This is a genomic window from Actinomadura sp. CNU-125 (genome assembly GCF_001942465.1).
Classification (GTDB): Bacteria; Actinomycetota; Actinomycetes; order Streptosporangiales; family Streptosporangiaceae; genus Spirillospora.
The window spans coordinates 1-15561 of sequence record NZ_MKJY01000110.1 but is presented as its reverse complement, the minus strand read 5'-3'; the positions used below and the strand labels follow the sequence as shown (position 1 = coordinate 15561).

Here is a 15561-nt window from a genome sequence, read left to right as displayed (position 1 = left end):
GGTGCCGCCGCCGTGACTCGCACGCAGCGGCGGCACGTCCCGATCAGCACATCGTCACCACGGAGGGTGCCGTGCCTTCTGCTCGCTCGCAGAAGTTCGAGTCCGCCGGTGCGGCGCTCGTCCGCGCCACCGCCCACCCGACGCCGAACGTGCCGCCGTGTCCGGAGCTGGAAGGTGAAGCCACGCCCGCGCGCGCTAACACCTGGGTGGGTTGGCTTGGGCTCGTTTGGGCGGACGCCGCCGTCACCGAAGCTCTCGAACATGCGAGCCCGTCGTTGGCTCGGCAGGTTCGCGCCTTCTTTGATGCTCCGAACCCGGCTCCACGCGACACGCGACGCGCTGTCCTGGCCGTGGTCCGATACCTACAGCGCATGGCGGGACGTGCCACCCCCTTCGGCCTGTTCGCTGGCGTCGCCCCGGCATCTTTCGGGACGGAGCCGCAGGCCCGCTGGGGAACGCGGCACCGAGCCGTTGCCCGTGCCGATTCTGGGTGGCTCGCGGACGCCATCGCCACATTGGAAGGCTGCCCTGAGCTGCTGGCACGCCTACCGGTCACCGCGAACAACACGCTGATGATTCGTGGAAGCCGGCTGATCGTGCCCTACCAGCCGCAGATACAGGCGCGTGGAGCGGGAGCCGTCGAAATCTCGGTGCGCCATACCGCCGCGGTGCGGGCCGCTGTCGGAGCAGCGCGTGATCCCATCCTCCTCGAGGATCTGAAGGCGAAGGTTCAGGCCGGCTTTCCGGACGCCTTGCCAACGCAGGCCGTGTCGCTGCTCACCGAACTCGTCACGCGCCGCGTCCTCATCAGCAGCTTGCACGCGCCCAGCACCGAGCCCGACGCACTCGGGCATCTGGTGAAGGAGCTGGACGCCATCGGCGCATCGACGGTTCCACCCGTCGTTGGACTCGTCCGCGAGCTGGAGAAGACGCACGAGCTAATCGGACGTCACAACCTTGCTCCCGCGAGCAAGGCCAAGGCGATTCGCGAGGATGTGCGCGAGCGGATGAATCGGGTCTCTTCGACCAGTCGTCACCCGGTGACGATCGACCTCCGTTTGGACGCGGACATCGTCCTGCCGCACGACGTCGCGCGGGAAGTGGAGCGCGCCGCGCTCCTCCTCACCCGTCTGAGCGCCTTCCCCGTCGGCTCTCCCTCGTGGCGGGCCTATCACCAACGCTTCTACGAGCGGTTCGGCATCGGATCGCTCGTGCCGCTCCTGGATGTCGTCGGCGACAGCGGCATCGGCTGGCCGGACGGCTATCCGGGCACGGTCGATCGGGAACGGCGTTCGCCGATGTCGAGCCGCGACAAGAGGTTGCTGGCCATCGCCCAGCAGGCGGCTCTCGATCGATGCGGCGAGGTTGTCTTGGACGAGCAGCTCGTTGCGGCCCTGGAGTTCACGTCCGAACCGCTCCGACCGCCGTCTCACCTGGAGGTAGGGGTGCGCGTGGACGCCGCAGATCTGGAGGCTCTGCGGCGCGGGCGCTTCACAGTCGAGGTCGTGAGCGTCTCGCGAGGGGCCGGTGTGCTGTCCGGCCGGTTCTTGGACGTCCTCGAACCGCAGGACAGAAGCGGGCTGGCGGACGGCTTGGCGGTCCTGCCGGGCAGCGACCGCGACGCCGTGGCGGCGCAGTTGTCCTTTCCGCCGCTGGAACCGGCGACCGCCCACGTGACCCGAACGCCGCAGACGCTCCCGGCGGTGGTAAGCCTGGCCGAGCACCGTGCTGCCGGGGACAAGGCGCTGACTCCCGAGGATTTGGCGGTCGGGTGCGACGGCCGCCGCCTGTACCTGGCCGATCCTGCGCGTGGTCGGCGGCTGGAAGCGTCCACTCTGCATGCGCTGAACCTGCGCACCCACACACCGCCTCTCGCCCGTTTCCTCACCGAGCTCAGCCGCGCGCAGTGCGCCCAGGTGACGACCTTCGACTGGGGCGCCGCCGCGCACCTTCCGTTCCTGCCGCGATTGCGATTCGGTCGCACGGTCCTGTCTCCAGCACGGTGGCGGCTGCAAGCTAGTGAACTGCCGGCGAGTGCTCTGCCCTGGGCGGTCTGGAACGATGCTTTCGACGACTGGCGGACCCATCGCCGATTGCCGCGTCTGGTCCACCTCGCCGAAGGTGACCGGCTGCTGCCGCTGGACCTGGAGCAAGCAGCGCATCGCGTTCTACTTCGTACTCACCTGAACAGCGCGGCGGACGCCGTGCTCACCGAAGCCCCGGCTCCCGAGGACGTCGCTGGTGCGACGGCCGTCCACACGAGATCGTCGTGCCTCTCGTCGCCACCGAGCCCTCACCGTGGCCCCGATTGCCGAAACCGACGCCAGCACGGATCATCGGCTGCGGCCATGGCGAGACGCCGGGCACCTCCCGCGTTCTGCTCGCCAGCCTGTACGGGGACATTCACCGCCAGGACGTCATCCTCACCGAGCATCTGCCCGATCTGCTGTCGGAGTTCGAGCAACCCGCCTGGTGGTACGTCCGGTACCGCGACCCTGCGCACCACCTTCGTCTTCGCATCGCTCTTCCCGAGCCGGACGCGTTCGGCGATGCCGCCCGCACCGTGAGCACCTGGGCTGACGAGCTGCGCCAAGCCGGGCTGCTACGTGAAGTGAGTTACCCGACGTCCCATCCGGAGGTCGGCCGCTGGGGTGCCGGGCCAGCATGGACGGCGGCTCGGGACGTCTTCGTCGCGGACTCGCGCGCGTCACTCGTCCAACTCGGGCTGACGACGCGTCCCCACCGGCAGGCGCTCGTGGCAGCCCAGGCCGTCGCGATCGCCGTCGCCTTCACCGACGGTGTTGCGATGGGGATGCAGTGGCTGGTCGAACATGTGCCTGCTGCCGCACCGGCGCGGGTTCCCCGTCCAATCTTCAACGAGGCCGTCCATATCGCCGACCCCAGTGCCGATTGGACGGCTCTACGTGCAACACCGGGCGGCGACGCCATCGCCCGGGCGTGGGAGCCGCGCGACCGTGCTCTGGCCGATTACCGGGCTCACTTTCCCGGTCCCCATACCGAAGGCATCGCGCTCGATGATGTCCTGACGTCGCTCTTGCACATCAACTTCGTGCGTACGTGCGGTATCGACTTCGACGAAGAGGCCATCGGTCTGTACCTCGCCCGGGCCGCCGCACTCTCCTGGACGGTCCGTGAAACCGGAGGCCGCCGGTGAGCCGCGAACATCCCGTGCACGAGGTCGGCGAAGCCATCGCCGACCTGCTCGCACATCCCGACGCCTTGCCGAGCCGACTGACGTCCCGTCCATGGTGGCGGCAGTCGCTGGCCCACGGAGCGCCCGGCATCGCGCTGCTGCACATCGAGCGCGCCGCTTCCGGGCTCGGGCCGTGGCAACGGGCCCACGACTGGCTCGCCTACGCCGCCCGGGGGCCGCTCACCACCGGGTTCGACAGCCACCTGTTCTACGGTGCCCCTGCCGTCGCCCATGCTTTGGCCTGCGCCGCCGACCGGCTGCCCGGTGCCTACGCCGGTGCTCTCGACCACCTCGATCAGGTGATCGCCAAGGATGCTCGACTTCGCGTCGACACCGCACTCGCATGGCTGGACGCAGGCCACCTACCGTCTCTGGCCGAATTCGACCTGATACGCGGCCTTACCGGTCTCGGGTCCTACCTTCTCCGGCGGGCACCCGACAGCAAGACGACTCGCGCCGTACTCGAATACCTGGTGCGCCTCACCGAACCCGTGAAGGACGGCGAGGAGACCCTGCCGGGATGGTGGACGATCTCAAGCCCCGACGGGCACGAGAACAGCCGGTTCCAAGGAGGTCATGCGAACTATGGAGTCGCCCACGGCATAGGCGGGCCGCTGGCCCTGCTGGCCCTCGCGGCTCAGCGCCGTGTCACCGTGGACGGCCACTTCGAGGCGATCGATCGGATCTGCGCATGGCTCGACCGCTGGCGCACCGACACACCGTCCGGACCGATATGGCCGTACTGGATCAACCGCCCTCAACTGCGTGCCGGTCGGCGGAGCGTCTCCGGCTCGCAACGGTCCGGGTGGTGCTACGGGACCGCGGGCCTCGCCCGGGCCCAACAGCTCGCGGCCATAGCCACCGGTGACACCGACCGCCGGACCATGGCCGAGCGAGCTGTGGTCCTGTCCCTGACCGACCCCGCGCAACGCTCCGCGACCGCAGACCCTTCGCTGTGCCACGGGTTCGCCGGGCTCGCCCACATCGCCGCCCGAGCCGCCACCGACTCCACTCCCGATATCGCAGAAAGGCTGCATGCCCTCATCCCGGGCCTGCTCGACGCCGTCCACCTCTACCTAGCCGATCCCCAACGGGCGACCGCTGCCGTCGTGGGCGAGGCCGGGTGCGGCCCCGCCTTCCTCGAAGGCGCCGCCGGCGTCGCCCTGGCCACCCTCGCTCCCACCGAAACCGGACTCCCTCGGTCCGGCTGGGACTCCTGCCTGCTCGTCGCCTGAACTCGTGAGGACGTCCCGCCTGATGCCCACCATCGACTGGCGCCAGTACAACATCGAGTTCCCGGACTATGGGACGGCCAGCGAAGTCGCCGCGCACTCTCTACGCCCGGCTCTGGTCGCGGCGCAGCAAGTCGGCCTGCTGCACGGCTGGTGGTTCATGCGCAAGCGCCCCTGGCGGCTGCGCTACCTCCCGGACGACCCCGGTTCCGCCGCCATCACCGATCTCCTGGACGAACTTGCCGCCGAGGGTCGAATAACCGCGTGGACGTCCGGTATCTACGAGCCCGAGACGGTGGCGTTCGGTGGTGATGCCGCGATGGACGTCGCCCACGCGCTCTTTCACCACGACAGCCGTCACCTCCTCGCCCGAACAGCCCAACGCCCCGTCCCGCCACTGGGGCAGCGGGAGACAACGGTGCTGCTGTGCAGCGCGATGTTCCGCGCCGCGGGCCTGGACTGGTACGAGCAAGGCGACGTCTGGACGAAAGTCGTCGCGCTGCGCCCCGCCGAACCGTCGACGTCCCCTCCTGACCTGGTGCGGACGGCACACCGGCTGATGACCGTCGAGGCCCACGGCCTGTGCGACGACGGCCCACTCAGCGGCTACAAGGACTGGATCACCGCCTTCGAACAGGCGGGACACGCCTTGGCCGACCTGGCCCGCAGGGGCCGACTGACGCGGGGACTGCGCGCCGTCCTCGCCCATCACATCGTCTTCCACTCCAACCGCGCTCTGCTGTCGGTGGCGGACCAATCCGCACTGGCCGCGCTGCTGTCGAACACCGTCTTCCACACCGACCCGAACTCGCTGCCCTCATCCACCACGACGATTAAGGGTCCCATCGATGACTACTCTCAGTGACAATCGTGAAGCCGCATCCGCCGCCGAGCTACGTGCCGAGCTGGTCGACCGGCTTTGCGAGCACAAGGTCGTGAACAGCCCAGCGACCGAGGATGCCTTCCGGCGAACGCCTCGGCACCTGTTCCTTCCCGGTGTCCCGCTCGATCAGGCGTACGCCGACACGCCCGTCTACATCAAGACCGACGGAACCGGCGAGAACATCAGCGCGGCGTCCCAACCCTGGATGGTCGCCACGATGCTCGAACAGCTCGACGCGCAACCCGGCGACCGCATCCTGGAGGCTGGCGCGGGCACCGGCTACAACGCGGCGCTCATGGCCGCGATCGTCGGCGAGTCCGGCCACGTCACCACGATCGACGTGGACGAGGACCTCGTCACCGGAGCCCGCGAGCATCTAGCCGCGGCGAACGTCACCAACGTCGACGTCGTCCTCGGCGATGGCGCCCTCGGCCACAGCCCGAACGCGCCCTTCGACCGCGTGATCGCCACCGTGGGTGCCTACGAGGTCCCGACCGCGTGGCTGGAGCAGCTCGCTCCCGACGGGCGCTTGGTCGTACCGCTTCGTCTGCGCGGCACCAATTCACGCAGCATCGTCTTCGAACGCCACGACACCGGATGGCGCAGCCGCGACAGCCAGCTCGCCGTCTTCATGCCGCTGCGAGGGGTCGGCGACGACGCCCGCCGTTACGTCCAGCTGACGCCGGAAAAGGACGTGACCCTCCAAGTCCACAAGGACCAGACCGTGGACGGCCAAGCCCTGACCGGCGTCCTGGACACCAAGCGCCACGAGGACTGGTCCGGGGTGGCGTTCCCGGGGAATGTCCCGTTCGAATGGCTCGACCTATGGCTGTGCCTGCGGCTGGACAACGCCCTGATGCGAATGAACGTCCACCTCCAGGCCAAGGAGCGCGGCCGAGTCACCCCCATGTTCGGCTGGGGCTCGATGGCCACCGTCCGCGGTCGTGACCTCGCCTACCTCACCATTCGTCCTGCGCCCCCTGCACCGGACGGCGGCAAGCTGTACGAAGTCGGAGCCATCGGCCACGGTCCCTCCGCTCAGGATCTGGTCGACCGAGTGATCGCGGAAGTCCGTACGTGGGACGAGGAGTACCGGAACCGCGACGTCCGGTTCGAGCTCCCCGACACCCCAGCGGTGGCCGACCCCGCCGCTGGCCGGTTCGTCTTGGAGCGTGCCCACCGCCCCATCACCGTCATCTGGGAGTGACGACGATGGACCCGGCCAAGGCAGCGACGTTGCGATGGTTCCCCCTCGTCGCACGTTCGCGTCCGCGTTGCTCACCGCTCGACGTCCGAGTCAACGAGTTGTGCGTCCTGGCCGACGCCGCCGCCCGGAACTTCGACCGGGCGGCGGCGTCCAGCGTCCTCAACCAAGCCGCTCTCCTGGCCTCCGACGTCGGCTTGCACAAGCTGGCCCAAGACTGGTGCCACCGGCACGCCAGCGCATGCCTGCGGACCGTCCCCTTGGACGCTGCGACGGCACGCCGGGCTCTCGAGCCTTTGGTAAACCTCGCCCGCCTGCACATCAGAGCCGGCAACGGCGACAGTGCGCTCGACCTCCTCGACGTCCTCTATAAAGCAGTCACCACCCGCACGGACACCACGATCGAAGGGCACCCGCTACCGGCCTCATCTCTCACGTCCTCACCCGCCGACCATCAGCAACTACGCCGATGGCTCTGGACGGTGAACCTCGCCGACGGAACCCGCGCCCTTACCAGCACGGGTCGCTGGACCGCCGCACTCACGCACCTCCGGCAACACAACGGCATCGGCCGGCGAATGCTGGACGGCCGACAGGTAGCCGTCATCAGCCACGCCCTCACCAACGACCACGACGAGGCCCAAGCGCTCCTCACCGAGACAACTCCCGGCGCGCCATGGGAGAAAGCCGTGACCTCCTGCCTGAGCGCGCTCTGTGGCACCGACACCGCACAGGACGCCATCACACTCATGGACCACTGTCAGGCTCTCGGCTCCCCGCCCGACCTCGCCGCCTTCGACACGCGCCTACGCTTGTCCGCTCTCGACGCCATCCGCAACACCGAACAGGCAGTTGACGCTTTCGCTGCTGAAACTGTCCGGCGGGCCATCAACGCTCGCGATGGATACGCCGCTCGCGACGTCCTGACGAACGAAACCTGCGCCACCGTGATGACAGATCATCAGAAAAGCGACCTCACCACCATCGTCGAAGCTTGCGCCCTGGGAAGCCGCACGATCCCCCACGCACTCAACAGCGTGCTTTCGAAGGCCCTGACCACCACCGAAGCCGTACTCACCTCGACAACGTGACCGTTCGGGCCTGATTGGTGCGAGCTTCCCCCGGCAGCACGGAGCGTTCCTCAGAACCGACAGTCGGTCATGGAAGGCTGCTGGACGCCACCCGCGTGCACGGACGCAGCCGCCCTGAGTGCCGAGCAAAGCTCATCGCATACCCGACGGAACGCGGCAGGCACCGTACCCCGTGAACCACTCACTCATGGCGAGGAAGGCTTTGTGACCGACCGGCCGACCGCCTGCTGGAAGCGGCCGGATACGCCACCCGGATCACCGTCGTGCACGCCGGCGCCAAAGCCAGCGACCCGGACGGCACGCCATCCGTCGCCTTCGCCAAGGCCCCCGCCACCGCCGCCCTGTGAGCGTGGCGGCCAAGCTGTTCGGATTCGTACCCATGCAAGGCGAAGGCGCGCACCTGGTCAAGCTGGTCATACTGCGCGACGGCAAAGTGATCCTACGGTTCGACGACGATGCCCACGGCAGCGCGCTGGCCCCGGCCCAACTGAACTGGGCGTTCGACACCGAGCGATCTTCGGACACCGACGCGAGTACCGACAAGTGAACGCGGAGACCGACAGGTTCGCCCGGACGGGACACTCGGCGTGGTGGTGGTTAGCGCTCAATGAGCAGAACTCGCCACCCATCACGGCAGTGAGCTTGCCGCCCGATCCCACGGCCGATCCGGCGCTTCCCGACCCCTCGGACAGGCCCCCGAAGTTGACCAGTTGTCATCACCGTGAGTTTTGATCACGGGGTTGCTCTGATTGCCGGAGCCGGGCGTGGACGGCCATGGCTCCGGCCCAAGGCCGCCGGGAGGCTGCAATCGGGGGGCGAGACAGTACCCCCTGTTCGCACCGATCCCGTGAGCACCAACAAGCACGCCCCACGCCTGCCCCACGGGTTTGCCGTCCCGGTAGGCCACCACCATGTCGAAGGCTCGACCGGAAAACATGTAGGCGTCGAAGCGCGTCATGAACTGTTCAGGCGAAACGCACCAACCATCCGGTACATCCTGGAACACACCGACGGCCCTCCCTCAATCGCTCACCACGAACGCGGCCGTTTCGCGCGAGAGAGAACGGTGTCAACAGACGGTTCCTCGCCGATGCGATGTGACCGCTACGCGTAGCGGTGCATGGCCCACAGTTGCGCGGCCCGCACGGTCGCTTTCATCCGAGGATTGGTGAGGGTTTCAGAAGATGTGAAGCCATGCCGTGGACGCGGTCCGGGCGTAGTAGTCGGCCTCACCCGGCAGATGGCCGGAGGCTATCAGGCAGATGACGAAGTCGCACGGGTTGACGAACGGGGCGCCGCGGCCGACGGCGGCCCAGTCGACCAGGACCGCCGACGACCCGATCCGAACGTTGGCCGGGTTGACGTCGGTGTGCAGCAGCACCGAACCGGCCAACCGCGACAACTCGCCGCCCGCCGAAACATAACTCGACCAGCGCTTCTCATACGGGATCAGCGGGCTGTCCGCAGGGCAGGCGGGCCGGTCGAGGTGGCGAGTATCTGCAGGACGAGCGGGATGTCGGGCGAGTCGACCATGTAGTTCGCCCAAGTCCCGTCGACCCATTCGACGCCGGCAGCCGCCACCCGTCCGCCCGGACGGCGTGCAGCAGCCCGCGCGCGACGGCCGCCACGTGCGGGGCGACGGCCTGTTCGCGGGCGAGTTGTTCGCCGACGCGGGTGCCCGTCCGGGGCGGCTTTGACGAACAGCCGGTCCCCTGCCCGATGGTGAACGTGGCGACGAGCGGCGTGCGGCGTCCCTCGTCGATCGTTTCCACCTTGGCCGGAGGACCGATCTGCTCGGCGACGGCTTCGCGCAGCCCGGACGGCAGGCCCTCCCAACCGATGCGGTCGGTGCACATGAACCGCCGCTCGGCCTGTGTGGTTTCGGCCGTAGGGTGAGCGCCTGCCTGGTGATCACGCCTGCATGGGCTCGGCCGCGGCCAGCGGGCGTGCACCGGTGCCGGTGGCCTGCAGGGCGGGCCGGGGCGCCTCGATCTCCTAACGGGCCACGCTCCGGCCGGGCGCGGGCGGGACACGGTGCAGGTACCCGCCGAACGCTCCGTCACAGAACTCGGCGTTGCCCCGGGAGGGCAGGAGGATGTCGGCAGTGGTCGACGGCCTCGGTCATCCCGATCCGCGGGGCTCGTCCGGAGCAGCCGGACGATGGTCGCCTACCACTCCACCGCCGGACCTCGACCACGCCCGGCACACCATCGACGCGGCCGTCCAGGACACATGGCGCGCCCACGCCCCTGCGGGCGGAAACCCTGGCACGACTCGGGCTTCAACTCCCAAGCCGTAGAAGACGAGGTTCTCCATCACACCGAGGACATTGAACCAGAAACGAAGTCGGAGAGTAGTCATTCAATCGCTCTCTGCGTAAACTTGTGGCCACGGTCGTCCAACTCTCTTGAAAGGCGCTGTCCGTCCCACGACGAGGGCTGTAGGGCGAGCCTGCGCAGCGGGATGCTCTGCGGCCCGCTGAAGAGGCGAGGTGTCCCTTGCAGAACGATCGAGCCCCGGAGAGGGGCCGCGCCGACCATGAGCGTAGGAACGATGTCCGGCTCTACACGCCTGCCGAGGCTGCGGCGATGTTGCAGGTGCGGGAGTCCTGGCTGAGGAAGAAGGCCACCGCACGGGCCGTGCCGTGCACGTTCATCGGCAAGCACCTGAGGTTCAGCGAGCAGGACATCGACGCGATCATCGCGGCCGGCGCCAAGCAGCCGGTCGTGCGGCGTCGACGTCGTTGACGTCGACCGAGACAGTCCGACTCCGGATAGGAGATTTCCAATGGCAACTGCGGAGAAGCGGGGCAGGGTCTGGCGGGCCCGGTATCAACGGCCGGACGGGACTCGAGGTTCCGAGGGTGGCTTCGAGACCAAGCAAGCGGCGCTGAACTGGGCAAACGATCAGGAAGCACAGGTTCGGCGACATAGATGGAACGATCCACGCGAGGGGGCGGCGTTACTGGCCGACTGGGTCGAGCTGTGGTGGACGGGGCAGGACGTCGAGCCGACCACCGAGCTCAAGTACCGGTACCTGATCGACCATCACATCCTGCCGAACTTCGGCGACCGGCCGGTGAACACCTTCACCAGTCCGGAAGAGATCGTGGCCTGGGAGAAGCGGATCCGGGCCAAAGGGCTCTCGTACCGGACGGCGGCCGATGCCCGTTCCATGCTCGCCACGATCCTGGGCGATGCCAAGGACCGCGGGCTCGTGGGGGTCAACGTCGCTGAGAAGCGCAAGGGGCGGGGTCGTAAGCGTGCTCGCAGGGGGCACGGCGCCCGTGGGCCGGAGAAGGTCTGGGCCACACCGCTGCAGGTGCTGCTGCTCGCCGAGCGGTGCGGGCTGCTGGCGGGACGGGAGGACGACTTCGTCCTGATCCTGGTGACCGCCTACACCGGCATGCGGTGGGGCGAGGTCATGGGACTGGAACGACCGTACTGCCGTCTCGACCATATCCAGGTGGACTGGCAGTTGCGGGAGTACTCCGGGCAACTGGAGAAGGCTCCTCCGAAGGACGACTCCTACCGCGCGGTCGACCTGCCGCCGTTCCTGGCCGGGCTGGTTTCCCGGCAGGTCCAGCGCGCCGGTCCGTGCACCTGCCCGGGACGGCGTCCAGAGTGCGGGGGCGAAGGCGCGTGGCTGTTCTTGGGGGCCGACGCGGGCCACCACCGGCGCAGCAACTACGCCTATCGCACGTTCCAGCCGGCGACCCACGGCCGTTTCCCGCAGCGAGGCGCCAAGACCGGGCGGCCCGTTCTGGTGGACGCGACGCAATGGCCCGGACGACCGCTGCCGCCGTGGCCTGCGGCTGAGCCCGGGCGTCCGTTCGCGCCGCCCACTGGACGCGGCCACAAACCGGTCCCGGAGGAGATTCCGCTGGCGTCGTGGCTGCCGCTGCTGGAAAACCTCACTCCGCACGGACTGCGCCACGGCCACAAAACCTGGATGGCGGAGGACGGCGTTCCCGAGGTTCTTCAAGCCGACCGGCTGGGGCACGTCGTGCCGGGCATCCGCGGGGTCTACACGCACGTCTCCGACGGCATGCGAGACGAACTCAAGGCCAAGCTCCAGAGGCGATGGGAGAAGGCTCTCGACGAACGAGCGGAAATGGACTCGGGCTCGTCCCTGCCGATCCTCGCCGAGTTGCTCACGGCTCGGCTGAGTAAGAGGAAGGTGGTCTCTCTCAGAAGCGCCTGAGCGGTCTCGGGCGGCGGCGCGGTGGCCTGCGGGCCACCGCGTCTGTCGTTACGGAGAGTGAGCAGGGAGGGGGGTGAACTGGTGAGCACATTTGGGGTGGGGCAATCTCGTGCCCCAAATTTGCCCCAGTGACGCACTGAGGCCCTCCCGCGATCATGCTGGAGGGCCTGTGGCGTAGGGGTGGGCGATACTGGGTTCGAACCAGTGACCTCTTCGGTGTGAACGAAGCGCTCTCCCACTGAGCTAATCGCCCGTGCGGGGCGGCCCTGGGGCGTTCCCGACGTCGGAAACTCTAGCGCATGTCGGGGGGTGTTCGCGCATCGATTGAGCGGGGGTCAGTTCCAGAAGCTGACGTCCTGGATCTGCCAGGGCAGGGCGAAGTCGTAGACGGCGAGGTAGCCGATGACGGCGGCGCCGGCGAGGAGGCCGCCGGTGACGCCGAGGATGGCGTTGCGGCGGCGGCGTTTGGGGTCGAGGGCGCGTTCCTTGGCTCGCTCGGCGGCGGCCTTGGCGTGGTTGAGGGCCCGGCGGGCCCAGGCGAACTCGGTGGCGAGGATGGCGAGGCCGACGAGGATGCCGAGCATCCCCGGGCCCGGGGTGATCATCATGACCAGGCCGCCGAGGGCGACGGTGACGCCGACGGTGAAGACGCCGATCCGCCAGGCGGTGTTGAGGAGCGGGTTGCGGCGCATGTTGTCGCGGAAGCGGCGGTAGCGCCTCGGTGGGGCGTCTTTTTCTTCTTTAACAACCACGGATTTACCCTAAGCCAGCGGATCGCCTGTCAGGGACGATCGATGGTCGCACACGGGGGGTGGCGACGCACGGGGCGCGGTGTCCGAAAGATCGGCTTTTGCGCAGGTCAGGGCGGGGTTTTGGGGTCGTGAGATGGGTCACACGGGGTGGGCGCGGCGGAATGTTCGGCGGAGCTCCGGCAGTTAGGCGTCATAGATCGTGGGGACATCCGTGATGAGGGAGAGGCACCCAACGGAGCTCCCCGCGCGCCAGCGGGATCGACGTATGAAGGAATGGCCATGAACAGCAGTACCACAGTCTCAGCCGAGCTGGGCCTTCGTCTCGTCGTCCCCGACCGCACGACCGTCCCGCTGCTCGCCGGGCTGGAGTACGCGGCCGATGATCCGTACGCGATCCGGATGGCGTTCTACGTGGGCGATGACGAGCCGGTGGAGTGGATCTTCGCTCGGGAGCTGCTGACGGTCGGCATCGTGCGCAAGGTCGGGGACGGCGACGTCGAGGTGTGGCCGGGCGACGACGACGGCACGCTCCACATCGCGTTGTCCTCGCCGTTCGGGAACGCCCTGTTCGAGGTGCCGCTGTCACCGTTGGCCGATTTCCTGCACCGGACGTACCAGGCGGTGCCGGCCGGTGAGGAGTCCGATTTCATCGACATCGACGCCGAGGTGGAGAACCTGCTCTGGCCGTCATGAGGTGAGGCGGGCGATGTGCCGCATCTTGTTCATCGCGTCGAGGGCTGCGACCTTGTACGACTCGGCGAGGGTGGGGTAGTTGAAGACGGCGTTGACCAGGTAGTCGACGGTGCCGTTGCAGCCCATGACCGTCTGGCCGATGTGGACGAGTTCGGTCGCCCCCGTGCCGAAGACGTGGACGCCCAGGAGGCGGCGGTCTTCGGGTGAGACCAGGAGCTTGAGCATTCCGTAGGAGTCGCCGATGATCTGGCCTCGGGCGAGTTCGCGGTAGCGGGAGATGCCGACTTCGAAGGGGATCTTGTCTTCGGTGAGGGCGTCCTCGGTGCGTCCGACGAAGCTGATCTCGGGGATCGTGTAGATCCCGATGGGCTGGGTTTCGTGCATCTGCGCCAGAGGTTCGCCGCAGGCGTGGTGGGCGGCCAGGCGGCCCTGTTCCATCGAGGTGGCCGCCAGGGACGGGAAGCCGATGACGTCGCCGACGGCGTAGATGTGCGGGACGTCCGTGCGGTAGTTCCCGTCGACGGTGATGCGGCCGCGGTGGTCGGCGGTGAGGCCGGCCGCGTCCAGGCCCAGGGCGTCGGTCATGCCGTGGCGGCCCGCCGAGTACATGACGGTGTCGGCCGGGATGCGCTTGCCGCTCTCCAGGACGGTGATGGCGCCGCGCTCCGTCCGTTCGACGGAGGCGACCGTCTCGCGGAACCGGAAGGTGACCGCCAGGTCGCGCAGGTGGTACTTGAGGGCCTCGACGATCTCGAGGTCGCAGAAGTCGAGCATGCGCTCGCGTCGTTCGACGACCGTGACCTTGGTGCCGAGCGCGGCGAACATCGAGGCGTACTCGATGCCGATCACTCCCGCGCCGACGATGACCATGCTCTCGGGGACGCGGTCGAGGCCGATGATCCCGTCGGAGTCGATGATCGTGTGGTCGTCGAACTCGACGGTGTCCGGACGGGCGGGGCGGGTCCCGGTCGCGATCACGATGCGGTCGGCGGTGACCTTCTGCTCGCGGGCCTGGTCGGAGGTGATGCCGACGGTGTGCTGGTCGAGGAACCGCCCGGTGCCGGTCAGGACGGTGACGCGGTTGCGGGCCAGTTGGCTGCGGACGATGTCGACCTCGCGGCCGATCACGTGTCGGGTCCGCATGCCCAGGTCGGTCACGGTGATGTCGTCGTCGACCCGGTAGCTCTGCCCGTAGAGTTCGCGCTGGTTGAGGCCGGTGAGATAGAGGACGGCCTCGCGCAGCGTCTTGGACGGGATCGTTCCGGTGTTGATGCAGACGCCGCCGATCATCTCCCGGCGGTCGACGATCGCCGCCCGGTGTCCCAGCTTGGCGGCTGCTATCGCGGCGCGCTGGCCGCCGGGTCCGGAACCGAGGACGAGCAGATCGAAATCGTTCACGCCCCCCAGTGTGAACGCGGATCCGCTCTCCGCGTAACCCCCTTCACGGGACGGGTCGCTCCGAGGAGCAGGTCGTCCAGGCCGGATTTGATGCGCGCGACGTCCATCCCGCGGGTGTGCCGCTGGTAGCGGAAGAGGTTCGCGGCGAGGGGGGCCAGGAGCGCGTCGGCCAGGTAGCCGGAGTCCGCGCCGGGGTCGATGCTGTCGAGCAGCGTCCGAAGGTGCAGCCGGTAGAGGTCGTAGTAGGCGTCGCGGAAGCGGGCGAACGGCTCGTCGCTCTCGGCCGTCAGCAGGAGTTCGGACTGCTCCTCGGTGCGGTCGACCAGCGCGTGCAGGAAGGCCCGGACGCGCGCGGCGGGCGGGGCGTCGCCGTCGCCGGGGCCGAGGGGGGCCGGGCCGCGCATGAACGCTTCCTGGAATTCGCGCTCGCGTTCGTCGATCAGCGCGTAGAGCAGGCGGGAGCGGCCGCCGAAGCGGCGGTAGACGGTGCCGACGCCCACGCCCGCCTCGCGGGCGACGTCGTCCAGGGACAGGCCCTCGACGCCGCGGGCGGCGATCACCCGGCCGGCGGCGGCGAGGATCCGGCGGCGGTTCTGCGCGGCGTCGGCCCGTTCGGGGCGCGCTTCGCCGGCCACGGGCAGGACGCGCCTGGGTTCGGTCATCCAAGTGATCCTAACAACCGGAGCTGCCTCCGTTTTCACTTGCAAGTGGAGAGTTCTCCGCTTATGGTTGCGGAGAACTCTCCGGATTTAGGGGGCACCATGGAACTGGACGGACGGACGGCGCTGGTCACGGGCGGCGGCCCGGGGCATCGGCGCGGCGATCGCCCGGGCGGCTGGCGGCGGCGCGCGGACGTCGCGATCACCTACCTCGGGCGGACGATCGCGCGCG

At 68.6% G+C, this 15561-nt stretch carries 14 protein-coding genes, 1 tRNA gene and 1 pseudogene; 10 read left to right on the top strand and 6 right to left on the bottom strand.

The annotated features are described in order from the left end of the window. Positions 1-71: 71 nt before the first annotated feature. The 7 genes and pseudogenes from BJF79_RS14030 to BJF79_RS14010 form a co-directional block, all read left to right on the top strand. Positions 72-2162 (top strand): annotated as a pseudogene (locus BJF79_RS14030) (lantibiotic dehydratase family protein); the annotation flags it as partial. 107 nt (positions 2163-2269) lie between these two features. Beyond that, positions 2270-3175: a thiopeptide-type bacteriocin biosynthesis protein gene (locus BJF79_RS59795; protein WP_262401989.1), complete on the top strand. Its 906-nt coding sequence runs from the start codon at positions 2270-2272 to the stop codon at positions 3173-3175. Between the two features lie 14 nt (positions 3176-3189). Further along, complete coding sequence (locus BJF79_RS14025) at positions 3190-4449, top strand: lanthionine synthetase C family protein (RefSeq protein ID WP_262401988.1); 1260 nt, start codon at positions 3190-3192, stop codon at positions 4447-4449. A 22-nt stretch (positions 4450-4471) separates the two neighbouring features. After that, a complete protein-coding gene (locus BJF79_RS59790) occupies positions 4472-5311 on the top strand; it encodes a thiopeptide-type bacteriocin biosynthesis protein (protein WP_143219907.1) in 840 nt (279 codons plus the stop codon). After that, positions 5295-6536, top strand: coding sequence for a methyltransferase, FxLD system (gene fxlM / locus BJF79_RS59785; protein ID WP_143219906.1), 1242 nt, complete (start codon positions 5295-5297; stop codon positions 6534-6536). The genes BJF79_RS59790 and fxlM overlap by 17 nt, the downstream gene beginning before the upstream one ends. Positions 6537-6541: 5 nt before the next feature. Continuing rightward, positions 6542-7624, top strand: coding sequence for a hypothetical protein (locus tag BJF79_RS14015; RefSeq protein ID WP_075897820.1), 1083 nt, complete (start codon positions 6542-6544; stop codon positions 7622-7624). A 349-nt stretch (positions 7625-7973) separates the two neighbouring features. After that, positions 7974-8171 carry a hypothetical protein gene (locus tag BJF79_RS14010; protein ID WP_075897705.1) on the top strand — a complete coding sequence of 66 codons (198 nt, stop codon included), beginning with the start codon at positions 7974-7976 and terminating at the stop codon, positions 8169-8171. 630 nt (positions 8172-8801) lie between these two features. On the opposite strand, the gene BJF79_RS14005 is transcribed toward BJF79_RS14010, so the two are convergent. Both BJF79_RS14005 and BJF79_RS53220 read right to left on the bottom strand, forming a co-directional pair. Continuing rightward, on the bottom strand, positions 8802-9017 hold the full coding sequence (locus BJF79_RS14005) for a hypothetical protein (protein ID WP_075897703.1): 216 nt from the start codon (positions 9015-9017) through the stop codon (positions 8802-8804). A gap of 46 nt (positions 9018-9063) precedes the next feature. Beyond that, entirely contained in the window at positions 9064-9480 is a 417-nt protein-coding gene (locus BJF79_RS53220; protein ID WP_143219905.1) for a hypothetical protein, read from the bottom strand. A gap of 642 nt (positions 9481-10122) precedes the next feature. Between BJF79_RS53220 and BJF79_RS59780 the strand changes: the two genes are divergently transcribed. Together BJF79_RS59780 and BJF79_RS13995 are read left to right on the top strand one after the other, a co-directional pair. Continuing rightward, positions 10123-10371 carry a helix-turn-helix domain-containing protein gene (locus tag BJF79_RS59780; protein ID WP_075897701.1) on the top strand — a complete coding sequence of 83 codons (249 nt, stop codon included), beginning with the start codon at positions 10123-10125 and terminating at the stop codon, positions 10369-10371. Between the two features lie 40 nt (positions 10372-10411). Then, complete coding sequence (locus BJF79_RS13995; RefSeq protein WP_075897698.1) at positions 10412-11827, top strand: tyrosine-type recombinase/integrase; 1416 nt, start codon at positions 10412-10414, stop codon at positions 11825-11827. Positions 11828-12008: 181 nt separating this feature from the next. On the opposite strand, the gene BJF79_RS13990 is transcribed toward BJF79_RS13995, so the two are convergent. Both BJF79_RS13990 and BJF79_RS13985 read right to left on the bottom strand, forming a co-directional pair. Then, a tRNA-Val gene (locus BJF79_RS13990) sits at positions 12009-12080 on the bottom strand. Positions 12081-12162: 82 nt separating this feature from the next. Continuing rightward, positions 12163-12579, bottom strand: a complete 417-nt coding sequence (locus tag BJF79_RS13985) for a PGPGW domain-containing protein (RefSeq protein WP_262401987.1) — start codon at positions 12577-12579, stop codon at positions 12163-12165. Positions 12580-12858: 279 nt separating this feature from the next. Between BJF79_RS13985 and BJF79_RS13980 the strand changes: the two genes are divergently transcribed. Further along, on the top strand, positions 12859-13272 hold the full coding sequence (locus BJF79_RS13980; protein ID WP_075897694.1) for an SsgA family sporulation/cell division regulator: 414 nt from the start codon (positions 12859-12861) through the stop codon (positions 13270-13272). Here BJF79_RS13980 and sthA read toward each other — a convergent pair. Next, positions 13267-14670, bottom strand: coding sequence for a Si-specific NAD(P)(+) transhydrogenase (gene sthA / locus BJF79_RS13975; protein WP_075897692.1), 1404 nt, complete (start codon positions 14668-14670; stop codon positions 13267-13269). The two genes, BJF79_RS13980 and sthA, sit on opposite strands and share 6 nt — an antisense overlap. Continuing rightward, positions 14667-15332, bottom strand: coding sequence for a TetR/AcrR family transcriptional regulator (locus BJF79_RS13970; RefSeq protein ID WP_075897690.1), 666 nt, complete (start codon positions 15330-15332; stop codon positions 14667-14669). Before BJF79_RS13970 ends, sthA begins: the two co-directional genes overlap by 4 nt. Positions 15333-15561: the final 229 nt, after the last annotated feature.